Annotated in this window: 22 protein-coding genes; all 22 read right to left on the bottom strand. The window is 49.8% G+C overall.

Annotated features, from left to right (window positions below):
• Position 1 precedes the first annotated feature (1 nt).
• The 22 genes from MKX51_RS15430 to MKX51_RS15325 all read right to left on the bottom strand — a co-directional run bounded on the left by MKX51_RS15430 (position 2) and on the right by MKX51_RS15325 (position 22154).
• Positions 2 to 949 carry an ABC transporter permease gene (locus MKX51_RS15430; protein WP_340993019.1) on the bottom strand — a complete coding sequence of 316 codons (948 nt, stop codon included), beginning with the start codon at positions 947 to 949 and terminating at the stop codon, positions 2 to 4.
• Between the two features lie 366 nt (positions 950 to 1315).
• The gene (locus tag MKX51_RS15425; protein WP_340993018.1) at positions 1316 to 2872 is read right to left on the bottom strand and encodes a glycine betaine uptake BCCT transporter; all 1557 of its coding nucleotides are present in this window, start codon (positions 2870 to 2872) and stop codon (positions 1316 to 1318) included.
• A 113-nt stretch (positions 2873 to 2985) separates the two neighbouring features.
• A complete protein-coding gene (locus tag MKX51_RS15420; protein WP_340753538.1) occupies positions 2986 to 3174 on the bottom strand; it encodes a hypothetical protein in 189 nt (62 codons plus the stop codon).
• Between the two features lie 172 nt (positions 3175 to 3346).
• Positions 3347 to 3931 (bottom strand): GNAT family N-acetyltransferase, encoded by a 585-nt coding sequence (locus MKX51_RS15415; protein ID WP_340993017.1) that lies wholly within the window; start codon positions 3929 to 3931, stop codon positions 3347 to 3349.
• A gap of 22 nt (positions 3932 to 3953) precedes the next feature.
• Positions 3954 to 4256, bottom strand: a complete 303-nt coding sequence (locus tag MKX51_RS15410; RefSeq protein ID WP_340993016.1) for a MazG-like family protein — start codon at positions 4254 to 4256, stop codon at positions 3954 to 3956.
• A 36-nt stretch (positions 4257 to 4292) separates the two neighbouring features.
• Positions 4293 to 5324, bottom strand: a complete 1032-nt coding sequence (locus tag MKX51_RS15405; RefSeq protein ID WP_340993015.1) for a hypothetical protein — start codon at positions 5322 to 5324, stop codon at positions 4293 to 4295.
• Positions 5325 to 5419: 95 nt separating this feature from the next.
• Positions 5420 to 6256, bottom strand: coding sequence for a class I SAM-dependent methyltransferase (locus MKX51_RS15400; protein ID WP_340993014.1), 837 nt, complete (start codon positions 6254 to 6256; stop codon positions 5420 to 5422).
• Positions 6257 to 6411: 155 nt separating this feature from the next.
• Entirely contained in the window at positions 6412 to 6759 is a 348-nt protein-coding gene (locus tag MKX51_RS15395) for a winged helix-turn-helix transcriptional regulator (RefSeq protein WP_340940638.1), read from the bottom strand.
• A 43-nt stretch (positions 6760 to 6802) separates the two neighbouring features.
• Positions 6803 to 7549: an SDR family NAD(P)-dependent oxidoreductase gene (locus tag MKX51_RS15390; RefSeq protein WP_340940639.1), complete on the bottom strand. Its 747-nt coding sequence runs from the start codon at positions 7547 to 7549 to the stop codon at positions 6803 to 6805.
• Between the two features lie 150 nt (positions 7550 to 7699).
• Positions 7700 to 9289: an ABC transporter ATP-binding protein gene (locus tag MKX51_RS15385; RefSeq protein ID WP_340993013.1), complete on the bottom strand. Its 1590-nt coding sequence runs from the start codon at positions 9287 to 9289 to the stop codon at positions 7700 to 7702.
• Between the two features lie 179 nt (positions 9290 to 9468).
• Positions 9469 to 9861 carry a GNAT family N-acetyltransferase gene (locus MKX51_RS15380; RefSeq protein ID WP_340993012.1) on the bottom strand — a complete coding sequence of 131 codons (393 nt, stop codon included), beginning with the start codon at positions 9859 to 9861 and terminating at the stop codon, positions 9469 to 9471.
• The gene (locus tag MKX51_RS15375; protein WP_340993011.1) at positions 9854 to 11137 is read right to left on the bottom strand and encodes an ABC transporter ATP-binding protein; all 1284 of its coding nucleotides are present in this window, start codon (positions 11135 to 11137) and stop codon (positions 9854 to 9856) included. The genes MKX51_RS15380 and MKX51_RS15375 overlap by 8 nt, the downstream gene beginning before the upstream one ends.
• 9 nt (positions 11138 to 11146) lie before the next feature.
• Positions 11147 to 12871: an ABC transporter permease gene (locus MKX51_RS15370; protein WP_340993010.1), complete on the bottom strand. Its 1725-nt coding sequence runs from the start codon at positions 12869 to 12871 to the stop codon at positions 11147 to 11149.
• Between the two features lie 280 nt (positions 12872 to 13151).
• The gene (locus MKX51_RS15365) at positions 13152 to 15407 is read right to left on the bottom strand and encodes a hypothetical protein (RefSeq protein WP_340993009.1); all 2256 of its coding nucleotides are present in this window, start codon (positions 15405 to 15407) and stop codon (positions 13152 to 13154) included.
• A 611-nt stretch (positions 15408 to 16018) separates the two neighbouring features.
• Complete coding sequence (locus MKX51_RS15360) at positions 16019 to 16171, bottom strand: hypothetical protein (RefSeq protein ID WP_340993008.1); 153 nt, start codon at positions 16169 to 16171, stop codon at positions 16019 to 16021.
• A 157-nt stretch (positions 16172 to 16328) separates the two neighbouring features.
• Positions 16329 to 17078 carry an ABC transporter permease gene (locus MKX51_RS15355; RefSeq protein WP_340993007.1) on the bottom strand — a complete coding sequence of 250 codons (750 nt, stop codon included), beginning with the start codon at positions 17076 to 17078 and terminating at the stop codon, positions 16329 to 16331.
• The gene (locus MKX51_RS15350; RefSeq protein ID WP_340993006.1) at positions 17075 to 17860 is read right to left on the bottom strand and encodes an ABC transporter permease; all 786 of its coding nucleotides are present in this window, start codon (positions 17858 to 17860) and stop codon (positions 17075 to 17077) included. Before MKX51_RS15350 ends, MKX51_RS15355 begins: the two co-directional genes overlap by 4 nt.
• Entirely contained in the window at positions 17857 to 18570 is a 714-nt protein-coding gene (locus tag MKX51_RS15345; RefSeq protein ID WP_340993005.1) for an ABC transporter ATP-binding protein, read from the bottom strand. The genes MKX51_RS15350 and MKX51_RS15345 overlap by 4 nt, the downstream gene beginning before the upstream one ends.
• Before the next feature lie 91 nt (positions 18571 to 18661).
• Positions 18662 to 19672 (bottom strand): sensor histidine kinase, encoded by a 1011-nt coding sequence (locus MKX51_RS15340; protein WP_340993004.1) that lies wholly within the window; start codon positions 19670 to 19672, stop codon positions 18662 to 18664.
• Complete coding sequence (locus MKX51_RS15335; RefSeq protein WP_340993003.1) at positions 19669 to 20346, bottom strand: response regulator transcription factor; 678 nt, start codon at positions 20344 to 20346, stop codon at positions 19669 to 19671. Before MKX51_RS15335 ends, MKX51_RS15340 begins: the two co-directional genes overlap by 4 nt.
• Positions 20321 to 20536 carry an aspartyl-phosphate phosphatase Spo0E family protein gene (locus MKX51_RS15330; RefSeq protein ID WP_340993002.1) on the bottom strand — a complete coding sequence of 72 codons (216 nt, stop codon included), beginning with the start codon at positions 20534 to 20536 and terminating at the stop codon, positions 20321 to 20323. The genes MKX51_RS15335 and MKX51_RS15330 overlap by 26 nt, the downstream gene beginning before the upstream one ends.
• 208 nt (positions 20537 to 20744) lie before the next feature.
• Positions 20745 to 22154 (bottom strand): transcriptional regulator, encoded by a 1410-nt coding sequence (locus MKX51_RS15325; protein ID WP_340993001.1) that lies wholly within the window; start codon positions 22152 to 22154, stop codon positions 20745 to 20747.
• Positions 22155 to 22291 lie beyond the last annotated feature (137 nt).

Below are 22291 nucleotides of genomic sequence, written 5' to 3'. Positions count from 1 at the left end.
CTCACCAGATTTGCCCGTCGAATTTTTTTGCGAGCTTATTCGCTGCCAACACCAGACCAAATCCGATAACAGCTTTGAACAATCCCACAGCGGTAGCGAGCCCGATCTTAAGCCGCTCAAGCCCTTCACGGTATACCCATGTGTCGATAATGTCGATCTTCTCCTGATTAAAGGTGTTGGCGAACATAAATATCTGGTCAAAGCCTGCATCCAGAATATGGCTTAATTTAAGGATCAGCATCAGAATCATGACTCCGCGAATACCGGGAAGTGTGACATGCCATAACTGCCTCAGCTTGGAGGCGCCATCCATCCGTGCCGCTTCATATAGACTGGGATCGATTCCTGCTAATGCCGCAAGGTACAATATCGCTCCCCAGCCAATATCCTTCCATATTTCAGATAAGATGATCAGCAGTCTGCCCCAGGCAGGCTCCGTTAGAAATGAGATAGGTTCAACACCGAAATCCTTCATAATCATGTTAATCAGACCATCGCCTGGGGCTAATAATGCCACCATCATTCCATACACAATGACCCACGACAGAAAATGGGGCAAATAAGTGATCGTTTGGACGATTTTCTTAAACCATTGGGTATAGACTTCATTGAGCAGCAAAGCAAGCAGGACAGGAGCGGAGAAGCCGAACAATAGCTTATACAGCGAGATGATAATCGTATTTCTCATGATGTCCCAGAAATAAACGCCGTTCATAAAATCTGTGAAGTTTCTAAATCCCACCCATGGGCTATCCCATAGGCCTAAAGCAAGGTTATAGTTTTTAAACGCAATCACGATTCCCGCCATAGGAATGTATTTGAATACGGCAAAGTACACTAATGCCGGGAACAAGAGCGCGTACATCACTCTATACTTTTTTATCGTTCTTATCCATGACTTCCGCTGTCTGGGGAGGGGAATGGCGTCCGCTGCCGATTTTACTTGCATCTCATCACCTCGTCTTTGTTTATAGGGGTATAATAGCATTCCCCTGCCCGGGTGAATTTCTGTGATTTCAAGAATTTCTTATAAGATATTAATCTGAATTGTGAATGGAGGCTTTACGAAAAAAACCTCAGGACGCTGAGATCGCGTTCCTGAGGGTTCATCCATTTATATTATTTCAGGCTAAACCGCGCCGAAATCTTTTAATAAATTCTCTACAACTAGCTCCATTCTGTTAGCTTCTATCCTTAGATTATCCGTTGTGATCTTTAACACACACCTTTTTATAATTTTAGTTAAGGATAACATCGGGTCTTGGAGGATGGGGGGGTAGAGAACTCTTTAAATTAACTTTTCACAAATGAATGATCAAATGGAATCCACATTAGGCCGGGCCGTTTCTTGCTCCTCCAGCAGCCGCTTCAGCTTTTGACGTTGGCGCTTTTCCCGTTGACGGCGCTCTTTGTCCTCCTCCTTGAGCGCTTTAAGCAGGGAGAAGCACATGCCGATCAGGACAATGGCAAAAGGCAGCGCAGCTACAATGGAAGCGGTCTGAAGGCCGCCCAGTCCGCCGCTAATCAGCAGCACAACAGCGATGGAGGATTGCAGAATGCCCCAGGTTAGTTTGACTCTTGCGCTGGGATTCAGCTTGCCGTCTGACGTCAGCATGCCCAGTACAAAGGTAGCCGAATCGGCTGATGTAATGAAGAAGATCATAATCAGGATCGTAGCTATTAACGATACTATCGTGCCTAAGGGCAATTGCTCCAGCATGACGAACAGGGCGGTGGTCGTGTCTCCTTTAACGGCTTCAGCCAGCTGGACACCATCGAAGAGCTCCATTTGCATGCCCGTTCCGCCAAATACCGAAAACCAGATAAAACCGAACAGACTCGGTATAATCAGCACACAAATGACAAATTCCTTGATTGTTCTTCCTTTGGATACCCTCGCAATGAATGTTCCGACAAAGGGTGCCCAGGCAATCCACCAGGCCCAATAGAATAAGGTCCACGCCCCGACCCAGGTTCCCTTGGAGAATGGCGTTAACCTCAAGCTCATATTGACGATGTTTTGCAGATAACTGCCTAATGTAGTTGTAAAGGTATCAAAGATAAACGAGGTCGGACCCGTTATCCATACGAACAGCATCAAAAGAACGGCGATCACTAGGTTGGTGTTGCTGAGAATTTTGATTCCCTTGTCCAGACCGCTGGTAGCGGAGATGAGGAACAGCACGGTCACTACCGCAATAATTGCAATCTGAGCGGCTACGGTGTTCGGAAGTCCGAATAAATAATGCAGACCTCCGTTAATCTGCAGAGCCCCGAGACCCAGCGAAGTCGCTACTCCAAAAATGGTGGCAATCACCGCCAAAATATCGATGGCCTTGCCCAGCCAGCCGGATACCAGCCGCTCCCCGAGTAGAGGGATAAAAGCGGAGCTGATCAAGCCTTTGTACCCTTTGCGGAACTGGAAATAAGCAAGCGTCAAGCCGATGACGGCATAGATGGCCCATGGGTGCAGTCCCCAATGGAAAAAAGAATACCGCATGGAGATCCGTGCTGCTTCTGTCGTCCCTCCTGTTACGCCCTCCGGCGGAGATAAATAATGGGACAGCGGTTCAGCGACACCCCAGTAGACCAGCCCGATCCCCATTCCTGCGCTGAATAGCATCGACAGCCAGGATATCGTGGAATATTCCGGTTCGTCGTCATCGTCTCCCAGCCGGATACTGCCGAATCTGCTGAAGGCTAAATAGAAGGTGAAGATCAGGAAGAACAAAGTAGCCAGCAAATAGAACCAGCCGAAATTATGGATGGAGAAATTGTACGCAGCATTAGCTGTAGCTGCCATCTGATCAGGCGCTACAGCTCCCCATAATGCAAAAATGGCTACGATGGTAATTGAGATGATAAAAACCATAAATGAACCTCCATGAGTAGTGTATGTATACAATAATAAACAAAAAAAGCCTCAGGAACGCATGGAAGGCTTCCTGAGGGTCCATCCATTGTACTTTTCTGTCAGGGTCCTGCTCAGTTCTGTCTATTCTCCACCGATTTCATCCGGTTCTGGTCGTCAGGCAGCCGGTCATGACTGAATTCCTGACCTGCTTCTACTTCCCCGTCTTCGGATACAGCCCGGGCAAAGTTAGTGAACTGTCTTTTCTCCTCGTCCTGCTCATGTTTACGCTTCAAAAGCTCCTTCGGGTCCTGAGTTGTCATTATGCTAACCTCCTGAGAAATCTAATCATGCTGTTTATCTGCACTATATAAGTTTTTCCATACCATCGGGGTGCTTATGCACGAAGCTCGCCACTAATGCATTTATAGATGCCGGAAAAAAACAAAACACACCGCCAGGTGCCTTAGCGGTGTTTTGTCTTGTACAGCTACCCTATTGACTTACCTGCGAGCCTGCGATAATCGGCTTCACGAATACCGATTCGAATTCCTCGGCCAGCATATCCATTAGGATTGCATCATATTTAACGCCCCCGATAATGCGTGCCTGTCTTCTCCGGCCAATCTCTTTGAATCCGACCTTCTTATAGCATTGAATGGCCCTTTCATTGAAGGCGAACGTCCCCAGCATAATATTGTTCAGATTCAGCAGATTGAATCCGTAATCAAGCAGCAGTCTCATGGCATCAGAGCCGAATCCTTTGCCCCAAAACTCCTTATCGCCGATAAAAATTCCTGCCTTGGCATTCCGGTCGACCAGATTGACATCAAACAGCAGGCACCGTCCAATGGCCATGTCACTCTCCAGGTCCACAATGCTGAACATATGTGCTCCAGACTTGAGAGCATGATCTATTCCTTCACGCTCCTTGTCCAGAGACGTTAGGATATAAGCTTCATTTCCAAGCGGCGCTGTCACCTCCAGATCATTGAACCAGCGGGTCCAGGCTTCTGCATCGTTTGCAGCCACCGTGCTTAAGTAACACTTCGCTCCGGTTAATTTCTTATAATATTTCATGGAGTCACTCCTTAGTTTCAGATTATTCCTTCACCTTCACAAGCACTCCATCCCTATTCTCATAGACTCTGCTTTCATTTTTTTCGATCTTGCTCATGATCTCTTGTTCCAGGTTAATCCCCAGAATCTCAGCTAGTCCAATCAGATAAATGGCAACGTCCGCTAATTCTTCGCCGAGGTCGTCTTTCTTCTTCCGGTAAGCTTCGCAGGCCTCAGACAGTTCGCCGTGAGTCAGGCAGAACTCCTGATAAATATCTGTGACATTGAACCCCTTCTCGACCTTATTCTGATACACTCTCTTCTGGAGTTGTACTAAATCAATCACTGTGATCACCCCTATCTTCTGTCTTATTGAACTAACCTATTGAACCGATCCTATATGCTTGCGTAAATGCACTAACGACAAGGGCTTTATTCGCTGGGCTTCGGCAATATTCTCATACAGAAGATGGCTTTTGCCTGCCTGGGCAAACGACTCACGTAAGGCTGCGATCCTTCCTTTTTTGAGATCAAGGAACTGGAAGTCCACCTGCTTCAGATGCTCCATCGCGGTTAAAGGCTCTAACTCCTTCGCTGTCACGGCTGCAGAAATCTCCCGGAGCTCCAGCATTTCCAGCTGTGTTGCGGTCCATAACTGGTCAATATCCTCCAGGGATTTCATCTGATCGAGTTCAAGCTGTACAAGCTTGGGCATATTCGAAAAGTTACACAACGCTTCAACCTTAGGCAAGCATAAGCGCAGGTAAATAAGATTGTGCATGGACTCTAGTACATCCAGCTCCGTTAAGTTACGGATGGCTGCCAGACTAAGCATGGGGATTGTAGAATCGGCAAGAGCATCTAGTGATCCTTTCAAGATGGAGTCGTGAATGAAGAGGCACAGCAGCTTCGGTAACCGGCGCACAAATTCCAGCTCATGAATCGTAGTCCGCAAGATTAAAGTATCCAGGCTGGAAGCTTCGCCAATCGGCGTTAAGTCATGAAATTTCCCATGGACAGAGAGATATTGCAGCTGCTTGAAGCTTGCGAGGAAGCTAAGGTCCACCGGCTTTTTGGCCGAAATGGATAGATACTGCAACCGCTCCAGCGTTCCGAGAACACTCAGATCAATGCTATGATTCAGGTTGAGCTGCAAGGCCGTAATGTGCTGTAACTCCGCAATCGTCTGCAGCAATTCCTTGGTATATCGTCCGTTCTTGTCCGCTTGGCTAATCGACAAGACCAGATCCGGGCGTTCGGCAAATACATGCTGATCTAATTCCTGCAGATCTTGGAGCTTGTCCACATCGATGACATACGAAATAAGCGCCCGCTGTCTGAGCTCCTTCACCGCCTGATCCATTTTACCTCTTGTCCAAGGTGCGCCATTCATTGAGCTAGTCCATACTCCCATTACTGTGATCCCCCGTTCCTTCGGATATACAAAAAGTCCCGCCTGTTTGTGGCAGACGGGATTTTGACCAAGCCATGCTTATTCAGCGTCAGCGATTATAACTTGCGCACCACGTAGATGATATTCATTCCGCAGTCCAGGGTGCCTGGTAATTTGGTGAACGCAATTTCTTTTTTGATCATGAGCTTCCAGAATTCCGGATCGTTACGGGCGTTCTCCAAGGCAGCGTCTCCCGCTTGCGTATATAGTCCGGCAGAGCTTCTCTCCAGAATATTAACCGGAAACTGGGCCAATAAAGCATCCAATTCTGAGCTTCTCATCATATGGATGTAATGCTTGCTGGGCACAGGATAATTCGCTTCGTCCTGAATCCCCGTGTCCATAAGCCATTTGGTAGCTTCTAGACCGAACAGATTTTTCTCATACTGGATGCCATCCAGATAATACAGCGAAGAGCCAATGAAGCTCATGGAACCGACCACCAGTATCCCGTCCGGCTTCAGTACTCTTAGCAGTTCCCGGATACCTTCCGTCTCTTTGTCCAAGAGATAATTAATTACACCGCCGATACATACCACAGTGTCGAACGAAGCATCTTCAAATACACTCATATCTAGCACATCTAACACATGGTACGCCTTGATTCTATCCATCAGGGACAGCTCTTGCATTTTGGATTGATTGAATTCTATCTGATGGCTGGACAGGTCAGCCACGGTCAATTCTGAACACATGGTAGCCAGGTCTTTGGTATATCTGCCTGAGCCTGCGCCAATCTCCAGCACAGTATCTGTAGGCTTAGTGTAACGTTGAAGAATATCCAGATGCACCTGATACAAAAGCTCGCCTGGACCATCCTTCGTAAGCCGTGTCCATTCACGGTCACCATAGGTGTCATACCGGGTTCTCGGGATTTCGGGGTTGTAGCTCATGAAAGCCTCTCCTTTTCATATTCAATTGGAACATCGGAGTAATGCCGCTAATGTCGCTAATATCGCCTGCACTCATACAACCACCTCCTCCTTGGAATCCGTCTGCACCTATTATACTAAGCCTCGGCTCATTTGGCATCCTAAATTTCCCATGCTCATTCCAAATTTAAAATCTCAATCTCACCAGGAGCGTAGGATTGTTCTGCGTAATTCTCTCCCCAGTTACACAGCAGTTTCAAAACCGGTTCGAGTGATTGGCCCAGCTCTGTCGTTGAGTATTCCACCTTAGGCGGTACTTGATTGTACATGGTTCTGCGGATTAATCCGTCTGTCTCCAGTTCCCGGAGCGTTTGGATCAGCATCTTTTGCGAGATATTATGAACAAGCCGTTTAAGCTCCCCTGTCCGCTTAGGTCCTTTGATTAAATAGTACAGAACAAGCCCTTTCCACTTCCCTCCGATTACCTCTAGTGTAACTTCCAGTTCACAGTGAAAGATTTTCATAACAATCCATCATCTCCCGAGTTGATACAAAACGTTAAGCGATTTAGATTTGAGCCACTCCGCCGTCTACGAATAATTCAATGCCGTTCAAATAGCTGCTCTCATTAGAGGCCAGGAACATGACAGCATTTGCGATCTCTTCTACCTGTCCAACTCTGCCGAGCGGGATATCTATTTTGGCCTGTTCGAGGTAATTCTCAAGTTCGGAGCCAAATAATTCATCGTACGCCGGTGTGACGACCGAACCCGGACTAAGGACATTCATCCGAATCTCCGTCCCTTTCGTATCCAGAATCCAGTTGCGGACGAGCTGTCGGATCGCTGCCTTGGAAGCGCCGTAGATACTGAACGCTGGGACCCCCATTGATCCGGTCGTAGAGCCTGTCAGGATAATGGAACCTTTTTGGTTAGGGAATAAGGGTAATGCCTTTTGTACAGTGAAAATAGTTCCTTTGACGTTGACATCAAAAGTCTTGTAGTAATGTGCTTCCGTAATTTCGCCTAACGGCAGGAACGACCCAAGTCCGGCATTGGCAAAAAGAATGTCCAAGTGCCCCTTTTCCCGCTGTACAGTGTCGAACAAGGTATCCAGATCTTCCAGCTTTGAGATGTCACCTTGAACGCCTGTAACATTCTTACCGATCTGTTGTACGGCTTCATCCAGCTCGCGTTGTCTGCGTCCTGTGATGAACACGTAAGCCCCTTCTTCTACGAACTGCTGTGCCGCCGCAAGCCCGATGCCGCTTGTTCCTCCGGTTACAACTGCTACCTTCCCGTCAAATCTGCCCATACTATTATACACTCCTTTTGTGGTTTGTAGTTGCTATGAACGCTAGTATGGGGGAAAAGTTACAAGAAAAACAGTACCCACTTTTTTGTGATATAGTCACCAAAAGGTGATAATTGAGGCGGCCTAAGGCCGGATTACGCTGCTGAAGCGCTAAATTTTCTGCTTCTCCACCATCTTGTAATATAACCCCTGTTGGGATAGTAATTCTGCTGGACTGCCCTGCTCTACAATTTGTCCCTTCTCAACGACCAGGATGACATCTGCATTCTTCACAGTGGACAGCCGGTGTGCGATTACCAGAATCGTTTGCTTCCCCTTCAGGCTCAGCAGGGTGTCGTTCAGGTCACTCTCCGTCAAGGCGTCCAGGGCCGAGGTGTACTCATCCAGCATCAGGATACGGGGCTCACCCATGAAGGTTCTAGCTAATAGAATCCGCTGGATCTCGCCACCGGAGAGATTGTCTCCGTGGCCCTCTACCTTTTTGTCATATTGCTCAGGCATGGTTAGAACAAATGGGTCCACATGGGCAAGCTCAACAGCAGTGCTGAATTTCTGCCATGTCTCTTCATTCATGTCTTCCTTCTGCAGCGGGTAAATGATGTTGTCGAGAATGGACTTGTTCCATAACACTCCCTTTTGCGGGGAATAGCCGACATATCGTCTTAGTTCATGAATGTCCAGTTCTTGGATCGGAACGCCGTCCAGGGAGATCTCCCCTTCATCCGGCTCTATGAACCTGTGAATCAGCTCGAATATCGTAGATTTCCCTGAGCCGCTTAATCCAACAATCCCCACGAAGGTTCCTGGCTGAATGTCCAGATTAAAGTCAGTGATCCCAAAAGAATCTGCCGGAGCGTACCGGTACGAGACATTCCTCATCTGCAGGAGGGGGACGCGGCCATAGTCAGGAGCGTTAGCTCCCGATCCGACCTTCTCCAGTTCAAGGATGTCATTCAGGTTGTTAATAATGACCGTCATCCGGCTCCTATCGATGTTCAGCGTCAACAGTGACTTGAAAATGCTATACAGCCTTGGAAGAATCACAATGAAGGCCAGCAATGTGCCTGGTGAGATGCGGCCTCGCAGAATAAGGAACAGACTGTAGCCGTAAATGATGCCCGTAATGATGGAAATGATATTCAAATAATTCATGCCCTTATCCAAAATACCATGATACTGCTTATCCAGGCGCTCTGTCTTGCTCCTGAAGCGCTTGAAGCCGTACATACATAGAGGGAATGAGAGGATGGCCGCGAGTGTAAGCTCGGTACTCATCGAGAACATGATCCACAGGGTCGCGATCAGCAGAATAGCATTCGAGACTATGGACATCAGGGTGTCTACCACGAAAATTTCACACAGCATCCCCACCTGCAAGGTGATCCGGTTGATGATTTCCCCCTTGCCGATGCTGTCCACATCTCTTGGCCGGGTCTGGAGTACGTCAGAGAACAGCCGCAGGCGCAGATTCTTGGATAAATGGTTGCCCAGCTCATTATTGTAATAAGAGGTGACGCTGTTTAAGGCGGCATAGATTACGGGAATTAGAATAAGCAGGAGCATATAGAATGCAGCCGTCCCGATCTGCTTGTCTGGCAGGATGTCGTCGAATAGGTCTTTGAACAGGAGGGGCTGAAGAGTCGAGACGAATGCGGCTACTATATTGAAGAATAGAATCATAGCAAGGATACCCTTACTATTAGACAGTATTTCCTTAATCAGCGTACGGGTCGGATTCATAAGCCCACAGAACCTCCTTCAAAGAGCAGAGCTTATGTAATCATACCGGATCGGGAAGATGGAATTAACCTGCCTAATGATAGTAAATCACCTTACATATTATAGAATTACTGTCGGTTTACGGTCGCCAAAAAGCCAGCGTTCATAAGGGTTCGCTGGCTTCTCAGTTCTTGTATGCATTACTTTCCTTCCTCCGCCCGCCAGATCCCGGCCGCTGTAGACGAGAATCCGCACTTTTCATAGAATTCCTTATGCTCACGGCTATAAGTGAGGGTTACTATGGTCAATCCGCGTCGAATAGACTCGTTCAATAGCTCCTTAACAAGCTGCTGCCCCACTCCGCGCCTCTGATACTCTGGATGGATGATAATGTCCTCCATATACCCGTGCTCCAGGCCGGTTCCAGCAACGTAGCCAAAGGCAATGAGTCTCCCTGCGGGATCTCTGGCTCCCGCCCAGAAATTGCACCGCTGAAACAGGGCGGGATAGTCAGAGTCTCTTCTTGCCCAGCCCACGGCTTCTCTTAGACCAGGAACTTCCTCCGCCCGAATGTCCAGGTTGATTTCAATCATTTTCCAGATACAACACCTTTGCTTTTTTGTCGTAGGCAATCAGTTCCGCGTACCGGCCCCAGTCGATTAGGATATCCAGTTGAAGTGCGGCTTCCTCCGTCTCAAAATGCTTTTCGAAAATCTCCACGAAAAAGGCCCCTTCCATTTTATTATTTGATTTCGATTGCAGAATCCAGATGATTTTCTCCATGATGGGAACATGCTCCAGCACCCGGTCTTTAAAAATTTCCTTCCGGGAGAGAACACTTGCATTGGCAAACTGGCGTCCTGGCTCTGTCAACTCGATATCTCCATGCAGAACCGTTGCAAATTGCAGCATTTCCACCGCCTCGACGATAGGCAGGAAATCTTCCAGTTTCAGACTTAATTGATCGGCCAGCTTGTACAAATCCACTTGTTGACCCAGATCGTCAATCAGTTCAATGAAGCCTGTCAGGGCGCCTGCCGGAACCGGTGGTATTTTCTCGATGGTATTTTGCTTTTCTTCGGCTGGACCGGCTGGCTTCACTTCCCTTTGGGTCAGTATGGAATAGATTTGGTCCACAAGCGATGTGAACTGCGGATCTTGTTTATCCCTCCAGTGCGGCATGGGAATGGGAATATCGGAGATTACACGGGCCGGGTCCCTGGAGAGGACGATGGCCCGGTCCGACATATAGACGGCTTCCTCAATACTGTGGGTGACCATAATGATGCATTTGGTAGGGATTTGCTTCTCCGTCCATAATTCCAGCAGGTCGCGCTTCAAGTTCTCTGCGGTCAATACGTCAAGGGCGGAGAACGGCTCATCCATCAGGAGAATATCCGGCTCCATAACGAGCGCCCGGCCGATACCGACACGCTGGCGCATCCCTCCGGACAATTCTTTGGGGTACGCCCCTTCAAATCCGTCAAGCCCAATCATATCGATGACCGAGAGGGCTTTACGCATTTTGTCGGCTTCGCGTAACGGTTTGTTCTCCAGCCCCAGCTTCACATTCTCCAGGACTGTAAGCCAAGGAAACAATGCAAATGATTGGAATACCATCCCCACACCCGGATTAGTACCGGCAATCTCGCGTCCATCATAGAGCACCGAGCCTTGTGAAGGAGGGACAAGACCTGCAATGATGCGCAGAAGAGTCGATTTCCCTGAACCTGAAGGTCCCAGGATGGATACCAGCTCGCCCTCCTTAATCTTGATATTAATATCCTCCATAATGCTCACATTTGCCTGTTTCGGCTGATCATAACGTTTGCTGATCTGCTTTAACTCAATCAGAGTTTTGTTCATCATAGGGCACCTCTAGTCCAAGTGATATTTATTTTCGGCTAATGCATACAGCTTGCGCCATACCAGGCGGTTCACAATTACAACGAGCAGGCACATGACGAATATTCCCCAGATGATCTGCGGCCAATTGCCGTTCGTAGTGGCTTCAGCGATGTACGTACCTAACCCGGCTGCTTGAAGATCCTGATCCTTCCACGATACAATTTCCGAGACAATGCTGGCGTTCCAGGCGCCTCCGCTTGCCGTAATACAGCCGGTTACAAGAAATGGAAAGACGGCGGGGAGAATTAGTTTTTTCCAAGTCTGCCAGCGTGTCAATTTCAAAGTTACCGCAGCTTCCTTAAGATCGGAAGGAATGGCCATCGCACCGGCAATCACATTAAATAATACATACCATTGTGTGCCCAGCATCATCAGCGGAATTGCCCCAATCTCCATCGAGATCCCGAACTTCAAGTACAGAATCGTGAATACCGGAAATGCCATGTTCGCCGGAAAAGAAGACAACACCTGCACAACAGGCTGAACAATTCGTGACAGCCGGGGACTCGTTCCAATGAACACCCCGACAGGCAGCGTCCATATTACAGCCAGAAGTGTCGAAACGACAACGCGTAACCCGGTCAGCAGACCGAGGAATACCACATGAATCAGCTCGCTCCAGCTTAAGCGGGCAATCTCCAGAATCCCCGAGTACAAATATCGGAGCATAAGTACAGCGGCCGCAAGCAAGATTAGCCATTTGAATATTGTCTTGAACCTTGACGGGACATGCGGCAATTTCACTTGTGAGCTTGTGGCGGAGAGCCGCAAGAATCCGTCATGAACCCCACCGCGCAGCTTACGGTTCAGAGCATGAACAAATCCGGCCCGCTTCAGAAGCTCCAACACCCATGAGGTTGGCGCCTCGCCTGCTTCTGTCTGTTCATTCTTGAATTTCTGGCTCCAGGCAATAACCGGACGCCAGAAGAACTGGTCCACCATCACAATCAGCACCACCATCGCCAGGATCGCATAGATCAAGGCCTTAATATTACCTTCATCTGCGGCCAAGGCCATGTACGTCCCGATGCCGGGTAAATGCAGATCCTGGTTCAGCACGCTGATCGATTCACTGGCCGCCAGAAAGAACCAGCCTCCTCCAAACGACATCATGCTGTTCCAGACCAGGCCGATCATCGAGAATGGCGCTTCCAGCTTCGTGAACCGATGCCATCTGCCCAATTGATTCATTGCGGCAGCCTCCTTCAGATCGCGCGGGATCGTCTTAAGGGAATGATAGTAGCTGAGTGTCATGTTCCAGACCTGACTGGTGAAAATAGCGAAGATTGAAGCCATTTCCACCCCCAGTAGGCTCCCCGGAAACAATGCCATAAAAGCCAGGACAGTGGCCGAAAGAAATCCAAGCACCGGAACGGATTGCAGGATATCAATGGCGGGAATCATGAATTTCTCGGCTGTCCGGTTATACGCCGCAATGCGGCCGTACACAAAGGTGAAGATCAAGGATGCTGCAAAAGCGATAAACATGCGCAGGAGCGAGCGGCCTGCATAGTAAGGCAGCCACTTAGGGTCCAGACTGAGCGAGGACAGCTCCTCTGGATCTAAAGGCACTTGCATCCCTGAGCCTAACTTTGCCGCGGCATACAGGATGGATAACAACAAGGATATGACGAGAATATCCGCCCAGCCGAAGGGTCTGCGCTGGTTCCCGTTATTGAAATAATTCAATTGCATCGTCTACAACTCCAATCTGCTCCAAATAAAAAACTCTCCTCTGCATCAGCAGGGAGAGCTACACATTCCTTCATTCACGAGAGCTGCAAGGCTATTCCGATTCAGTCATTCAGGGGGGCCTGAAGACAGACTGAATACAATAGACCTATACTGCAATGGGGGAAGGGGATGCTTCCTGCTTAACCACGACCATAGGTTCGTAAGATTGCTTATTCGGCTTCTGCTGTCCATCTCCAGTTCCCTCCCTTCATTAAATGAATTTATCAATCCTTGACTGTGCTTACGTGGCGTAGTTAACAATTGTGGCTTCCCCGGTCCGCTCATCGTAGGCGACCCATACTTCATCGCCAGCTTCAACGCCATACACCGGTTCTATGGATTGCCTGATACGGTAGCTCTGTCCGCCGCGTTCCACGGTGATGGTGGCGAGCGGCCGGTCGCCGGTTGTTCCCCGATAGTCTACGGACAGCACTCTCGCACTGCCTTGCTTGCCTTGCTTGCCTTGCAGCAGCCGCGTTTGTACTGCAATCTCCTCCGGCTTGGCACTCACCGGAACCACCGCACCTACGGAGACTTCCAGATGCTCAGGCACGAACTGGCTGTTCACCTTGCGCAGACGTTCCTGTCCGTGCATCATCACAATCTCAAGCAGCAGTAGCTGCTGGCCGGCAAGCTTCACCGGGAACCTCTGAATGCTTGTAATTTCAGCCTCTAAGGTGAGCTGACTGGCCTGGTCCCTCCGCTCCGCTGGACCATACCGCAACAATCTGACTATGCTGTCCCTAATGATCAGATCTGCCCGCTCTCCGGTACGGTAGACGAAGCCAGAGGGCTGCACCACAGGTACACTGTAGGTTTGACCGGCTGCTTCAAAATGCAGCAGCAGTGCTTCCCCGCGGTTCACGGGTCCACAGGACTCAATCTGCCGTAGTACCGCATCTTGAATGATCCGGGGAGGTGGCTGATCCTTAAGCTCGCTGTCCCGCACCAGGATCGCCTTATGCTTGCCCCGGTTATAGCTGATCATCACCTTATCCCCCGGGCGGATAGGGTTCAGATAAGAGATGACCTGCCGGATCTGCACTTCCTTACTCTGGCCCTGGTCCGTAAAACGGACGGTGAGCCGGACCTGCGGCTGTTCGTTGACCAGCATTCCGGTCTCGGTCAGATTGATAACCGTGCCTTGAATCAGAACCCCCTCGGCCAGCTTCCGCTGCCGGTTACGGGTGAATAACCGTGGCAGTAAGACCATTCCCGTTACCATCAGTAAGGGAATAAAGAGCCAGATCACCCAGTTCACGACCAATGCATTCCACTGCAGCACATAGTTCTTGAAGGTCGCAGCAGATATTTGGTCCTCTCCGGCGGCCATCTGCCACTGCTGCAGCTCCCCGGCAGTGATCTGGCCGCTTAGCCCTTCCTTCACCTGCAGCCAGCCTCCTAATGAGTCAGGACTTGAATAGTACAGTGTATCATTGTTGGCTTCTTTATAAAAGCTCAGCTTCGGATCTTGCAGCTTATCGTAGGATAAGGTCTCAAGCGCGGCAGTGACATTCGTGAATTCCCCGGTCTGCTCATGATACAAATACCCGCGTAAGGTACCCTTGATCTCGTCTTCCGCGGTGGACCCGGCAATCAGCGTCTCCTGGTCGTTCAGCGGGAAAAGCCTGGCCTGATAGACCGGCTCCGGCGTCTTGACGGGCTCTCCCCATTCACCCGCAACCCCGTTGTAATATTGCACCTGCTTTGGATATTTGGAGCCTACCCTCAGTAGCCGGGTCATGTCCAGTCCGAATGGCCCGGCGAACTCCTGCCCTATCCGCTTCAGAGCTTCGGGCGCACTCTCTTGCTCTCCTTTCAGTGCAAGGAGCGGTGTGCCGTCCTTACCGAAGAGGGACGAAGCATTGGCGGTGCGCCCATCCTTAAGTCCCACTTCATAGACTGGGAGGGAATAACCATCCTGGAAGCTGAAGGAGGCTTCCCGAATCGAGACCGGCCGTGCGGGAAGAGCGGCTGATCCGTTCAGATTCACATAGTGTAGCTGAGCCTGGCTGACCTCCGCCACATGGACCGCCGAGCTTTTGTCCGCTCCCGCGAACAGTAACCGGCCCCGCCACTCATGACCATCCGAGCTCAGAAATGTCGGGAGATTAAAGCTTCCCTGTACCAGCTCTTTCGTGCCCCCCGCCGGATCGATAACATTCACCTGCAGGCCTGTTGTATCCTTGGTTGCGATGACGAGCTTACCAGCCTGATAAGAGACCAGCCGCTGCCGGTGGATGTCGGAGCGCAGCTCGATCTCCTGCTCAGCCTTATGAGTGCCTGTATCATACAGCGTCGCCATTAACCCGTTGCTGCTGTCTGTGAGGGCAAGCACCTTCTTGCCCTGGTCCAGATAGTACAGCGCCTTGACAGGGAGCAGGCGATCCGCTGTACTGCGGACTGACCCGGAATAATCGTTCCAGACCAGGAAGCCAAGGATCACTGCAGGAATCCAGAATATTAGAATAAATAAGGACAAAAATGATTTTCTCATCGCCTTCTCGCTCCTCTGCATGGTTCAAGCTGCGTAAATACGTCATAAAATGAAACGTCTGTAGCGTAATCGGCGTAAATACGCCCTGGATACACATCATCCTACATACCCTTCACCTTATGATTCAAGCATGAATCGGGAACAGAGTCTTTATGCTGCAAAGATCTTGTTGAGATCATGCTGTGATTGTCACCGCCGGGGAGGGACTGCTTCGTCATGATTATCCATTTGCTCAAGAACGCACAAAAGGACGCCACTGCTCATGGCATCCTTCAATAAAACCTGTTATAGATCTTTTCAAGCCCTCTTCAAGCCCTCTATTTAAGGCTTCTTAATCATCTCTACCCCATCAAAGGTGAGGCTGTCAAGGTCCGTGGCCTGCTTCAACAAATAGTTGTCAAAAAACGCCTTGGTGTAAGTGGTAATAATATTGCGCTGATCCAGGGCGTCGCGGGTTCCTCTGGCGGATGTATCTGTAGCGGTAAATAAGGAGTCGGAGAAATCCGCATGAACTACATTATCAATAATGGCAGAGCACCTAGTTTAACTAGAAGCTCATCCCTCAGAGCCTGAAACTCGGTCTCTCCTCCAATATCAGTGATGGAACCATCTTAACGTGAGGAGGAAAATAAAAAATCGTACAAAAGGGCCGACCCGTAAATCAGAATCACCCAGATTAACGCAGGCAGACGGGAATCGCGCAGTACCTGCTGGAGCTCCGGCCGGGTGCCGGAATCTGGCCGATCCGGTCGTTCATCATTCATGCGGGATCACCTCTATCAGGTACTTTGGTGTAATACAATCTTCCTGGACGCCAAAAAACGGTACATTCTTGTACCGTCTCATGACTCATTGCCTCTATGGTAATATACTTAACGTCTTTAAGTCCAGCCCGTCACCCTCGTGACCCTCCGCTTAGCCTCAGGCATCCCGTGTACGGTAGAATACAATCGCTATTGCCACAAGGGACATTGTCCAGATCATTACAATACCGGCCCCCTGCACAGGTGTAAGGATATTCAGTTCGCCAGAGGAAGGCGGCAGGTACATGTAGCGTCCAGCCGTATCCGGGAAGTAAGCCGGCAGAAGCCCACGCGACCACGGACTGATAATGAAATAATAGCCAAGCAGAATCACCAGGGCCGGAAGGGTTCTTCTCAATAAAGCCCCTACCGCCGCGCTAAGCAGTGTGGTCAAGGTCAGATAGCCCGTTGCCCCTAGCAATGCTTGTATGATTTCATGAGGTTCAACCCCTGCTGCATGACCGCCCAGCCTCCAGCCCGCATACAAGACACCAGAGGCCGTAAGGATAAGTGCGGCGGGAATCGTAATCAAGGTGAGTGCCAGATGCTTCATGAATAATTGGCGCCCGCGCCAGGGGATTACCGTTAACGTTGTGCGGATCTGTCCGCCCGTATACTCGGAGCAAGCCGCTAAGATCCCCAGAATAATGAACCCTGCCTGAAGATAGCTCATCGAGGCAAGTCCTGTATTCAGGATTTCGGGTACTGCGGCTCCTTCCTGCAGAGAGGCGGAAGTGAAGGCCGCGGTCAAAAGAAGATGAACAAGAAATGTAACCGTAACAGCTGTCCATGTCCATGGCAATGTCATCAGCTTGTCCAGTTCAGCTCTAAGGACTCGTATAGTCTTCCTGCCGGATGAGACACTCATGCCGCCACATCCCTCCTATGGAAGACAATGGCTGCAGTCCCAAGCAGCACGGCTACCCAGGCAAACATGATCAAACCGCCGGTAACCGGGGTGTGATAGCTGTCGAACACACTGCCTGTAGCCGCGGGCGCTACGCCGTCCTTCGTAAACATAAACATCTCTAAGCCGGCCCGGTCCGGCAAATAGAATGCCAGCTTCGTCACCTTGGCCAGCAGGACACTGAAGGATACCAGCGATGAATTAATCATGAGCACGGTAAGCGGGATCATGCCCTGCTTCGTCAGCAGCGTCAGCCCGAAGGCCAACAGTGCAGTGAAGGTCCAGTAGCATACGGCACCGGCAAGCCGGGTCCATTCAAGTAGCGGGGCATAGTCACCTAATATATAGCGTGTGGTTGGCACAATCAGAATCACAGCAAGGATACACAGGAGGATGCTGATAACAGATACAGCGACTGCTTTTGCCAGAAACAACTGAAGCCGCGATGACACAACCATCAGACTTGTGGAAATCTGCTGCCCTCCGGCCCCTTCACTGCTCTCTGTCCGGAACTCGCTGCTGACTGCAAGCACGCCAAGGATAATAACGCCCTGTATACCAAAGCCTAACCCGATATAACCAACCTCCGGGAGCCGTGTGCTGACGCCAGCCAGAATGTCCTCCTTCTGGGCCAGACTATCGAGGGCTGCCACCACCGCAGGAGCCAATGCTCCAATAAGCAGGGCGAGCCAAATTCCCGGCAGCGAGAGCAATTTCGAGATTTCTGCATAGAATGCCTTCACCAGGCATCACCTGCCTGTTCAGAGGTCAGGGCGAAGAAGGCATCCTCCAGCGTGGAATGACTGCCGGTTACCTCCTGCAAGGTGCCGTCTGCGACAATTCTCCCCTGCTTAATAATCACCACATCGTCCACCGTCTCTTTAAGCTCCCCCATAAGATGACTGGAGAGCAGCACCGTATTCCCGGCCTCTGCCCGCTTACGCAGAAATGTCCGGATCCAGCGGATGCCTTCCGGGTCGAGCCCGTTCACAGGTTCATCCAGAATCAGAATCTCCGGGTCTGCAAGCAGCGCTGCTGCGATTCCCAGTCTTCTCCCCATGCCGAGAGAATATCGCTTGACTCTAGTGCCCGCTGCCGTGGTAAGACCGACAATATCCAGCACCTCATCGACACGTGAACGGGGCAGACCGGCGGCGCAAGCGATCCAGCGCAGATGTGCCCGTCCTGTCCGCATCGGGTGAGCTCCAGAACCATCCAGTGCGGCACCTACGGCGGCCAGCGGATGCTGCAATTCTGCGAAGGGCTTGCCATGAATCAAGGCGCTTCCGGAGGTGGCATGATCCAGTCCGAGCAGGATACGGAGTGTAGAGCTTTTGCCGGCCCCGTTGGGTCCCAGGAATCCCGTGACCCTTCCCGGTCTGGCTTCGAAGGTGATCCCGGATAGAATCTCCTGCGTACCGCGGCGTTTGACTAAGTTATTGATGGTAAGCAACCATAACACATCCTTTCGTTATGGTGCTAAGTATACAGCTGCAAGGTTACATCCCGGTGGGCAGGCTGTTTACTTCCGGGTTAATTTCAGGTTACATTCTGCTAATGACTACCCTCGTCCCCTGTCCGCTTGAGTTGAATGCGGCCTTCAGGTTCATTGTATTCAGCATGTGTTGTACGGTCGATAGTCCTATTCCCGCCCCGCCGCCGTATGCGGAATGATCCATACCCGGGCCTCGGTCAGCGACAAGAATCCGTTCCTGCTGCACATCCACAGCGATCCAAGCATATTTCCCGTCCGCTGCATGGCGGATGATATTCTGAAACAGATTATCCAGCACCCGGGTCATCCACCCAGGATCTGCTGTCCAGTGGAAGGTCTCCTCTGCCGGTAAATCAACATCGACCTGAATGCCGTGTTCTTCAAAAACCGGATACCACGCAGCAACCGAGGCTCTTACCAGGCGTCCCATGTCTGTGGGGGCAGGCTCGAAGGGATATTTTCCCGAGGTAAGCAAGGTATACGAGAGCAAATCATCCATCAGCTCTCCGGTCCGGGTAATCGTCTGGTTGATCTCGGCTAAGGAGCGCTGTCCTTCTGGACTCATAGGTTCATTGTTCAGCCGGGTGACATGTCCCCGCATGATGGTCAGTGGTGTCCGCAGGTCGTGGGACATGTTGGCAATGAGCCGTTGCCGCAGCCCGGCCTCTTCCCGCTCCCGCCTGCGGCTGTCTTCCAGCTGCCGGATCATCCAGTTGAAGGAACCGCCTAACTGGTCAATTTCATCCATCCGGTCCTTCTGAATCAGGACAGGCTCAGGCGACGAATCCGCAGCAGCGGGAGCAGCGGACATAGCTTCCTGTAAGCGGGTCAGACGTTTGCGGAGTCTCCAGAAGAACAGCCACGATAGAACAACGAACGCCACAATGATACCAGTGAACAAAAGTACTGTAATGTAGAACAGATTCAGCGTATTGAACCTTGCCTCAGGCCCGGTGGTTCCGAAGAACGATGAGAAGACCATCAGCACAAGAGGCGGAAGCAGGATGAACAGAAAGTGCAGCTTCAAAAAATGCCGGAACAAGGAGCGGTGCTGCTTCATAGCTTCACCCGGTAGCCGATTCCCTTCAGCGTCTCAATAATCTCCGGGGCCTCCGGGTCACGCTCCAGCTTGTGCCGCAGCCGGTGGAGATGTACCAGCAAGGTCTTGTCGCCAGGGATATAGGCTTCCTCCCAGACGGCTTCATAGAGCTGTTCCTTCGGCAGAACCTGATTCGGATGACGCAGGAAATACATCAGGATCTGATGCTGCTTTCCTGTCAATATAATCTCTTCTCCTGTGCGCTTGTCGTAGAGGGTCTGGAGCTTCATATCCACTTCGATATGAGTGCCCAGTGTAATACGGTCCGGGGAGACTCCGCCGCTCCGGCGGATTAATACCTCCAGCCTGGCCACTAATTCATCGGTATGGAAGGGCTTCGTTAGATAGTCATCCGCGAATTGTAAGCCTTCCACCTTATCGTCTATGGAGGTCCGGGCGGTCAACAGCAGCACTGGAACGGCGGGTGCCGCCTTTTTTAACCGTTTCCCTATAGTGAATCCATCTAAGCCCGGTAGCATGATATCCAGAATCACGACATCAACCTGCGTAACCTCAGCCTCGGCACCCTCACCGGATTGCAGCCATTGTACCGAATATCCCCGCTGCTCCAGCTCCTCTTTGACCCAAGTGCCGATTTTCTCATTATCTTCAATATAAAGTATGTTTGTTCTCAAGTGATTTCCTGCTCTCTATTAATCTCTGCTGCTCTCCCTTCATATTATACTGGTTAATCAAGTCATCCAATACCATGGATTGCTTAAGGACCGCAGGATGCTGAAGATCATGATGTTTCTCCGCCAGAAAGTGAAGCCGGTTCCGGGCACGTTCAATCCGGACCTGCACAAGCATATTTCTGTTCACCATAGAATCCTCCCTTTATGCTATCTTAGGGTTTTATGACAGATAATAGGATATCTTTTACATTGCACAAAATAACTTCAGAGCATCACAAAAAAGGTGCCCCCGAAATGTCAGGAGCACCCCTGTATATTTTCGCGAAAATGATTAAGTTCCCCAACCATGTCCCAGTGTAGTCACCAAGGTTAACGTCGTAGAAATTACAACTGAAACGCTACAGAGCGTCAAGAAGAACAAGACTTTTTTTCGCATTGAGCCGATACACCTCACTTGATAGATTTTTGAATCTTTCCTGCAGTTCCTGATCCGCGAAATCCCTATACTGCTCAAAAAGAGTCATACAAGCAATCATATTTCGGCTGCTATTGATCGTAATTGATATTTCCAAGCCTTTCAGTACAGCGTTTAGAGCGTTCTCAATACTCTTCCTTTGATTGAAAAGATAGATTGCCAGCTCGATGAGGAATTGCGCATAGCTCTCTTGCAGGATGGCCTGCTTGTAACCGCCAAAATCTGTCTTGTTGGATTCATAAGGTATGTATGCCGCGAACCGCTCTAAGATACTGTCGATATTAAGCTTAAATACATTCGCCGCTTGAACCATATAACGCAATGCCACAAATATCTCATCCTCTTGAATAGCTATATAGTCTGCGTACTCATGTATTACATCCAAATCTCCGGACATTAACCGGTACAGATAGGTGTTAGCCACGGCCCATTCCGTAAATTGTGCAATGATCTGCCGGGATTCTTCATCGTTCTCCTGAACCCAGCGTTCACCATTTGCATACAATTTCACAAAGGATAATGCCCTCTTGTAGTCGCCGCACTCTTCGCTGGCCGTAGATCTGGCTAAGTATGCATATAGGATATAATAGTAAAAAGGACGCTCAGGATACTTCACCCCTTCTTCTATTGTGTCTGACCGGCGGCCTTCCAGCTCATATTGAACGGATGCAATCCGGTGCATTTCCTTAGCGAGTTCATCCACTCTCTTCCACTTGTGTACCAGACCATAAATATGCATGAGTTCTTTTAATGCATCGAGCTGATCGGCTGCGTCTAAGCGGTTGACATACAACTCAAATTGAGTGGCTGCACGTAACTTCTCCTCCAGATCCTGTTGTTCTTCTAATTCAATCTGAAATATACGGTACTGGCATAATGCTAAACGTTCGGAATGCTGATACTTTTCGGCTGCACTCACACCCTGATACAATATCCTTGCAGCATGGCGTTTATTATCCCGATAAAAAAGTTCAGCGAATTCAAAAAGCACAGCTGCATATGATAAATCCTCCAGCAGACGGTTCACAATCTGTTCAATACAATCCAAACGATCCAGTTCTGCACACCGGAAAATAAAGGGTCGTATCCGCCGCATGGACACTACAAAAGAAAAGCATTCATCTACATAGTCTTCAAAAAAATAGTCTTCCGGCAGCTTCATTCCAGCAGTAATTGCAACAAGTTGTGCCATAGAGATTGGATGGTTGCCTTTTAAAATCCGGCTGAGTGTACCTGAATTGATACCTGATAACTCCGAAAAATGTGAATGTATCATTTGATTTCTGTTCATATACGCGAGCAGTTCTTCCCGAATCGAATTGACCGATCCCAAACCAATACACCTCCTTCCATAAAATAGGATGAAAAGCATACGTGTAGTTGATACTAAGCTTGAATCAAACGGCGGTCAATACAAAGGTATATTTTACTATTTATCCCGTTTACATCTATTATTATATACCGAAAAAC

Origin of the sequence: Paenibacillus sp. FSL M7-0420, from assembly GCF_038002345.1 — a bacterium.
Classification (GTDB): Bacteria; Bacillota; Bacilli; order Paenibacillales; family Paenibacillaceae; genus Paenibacillus_AQ.
This window is presented reverse-complemented; position numbering and strand designations above follow the sequence as displayed.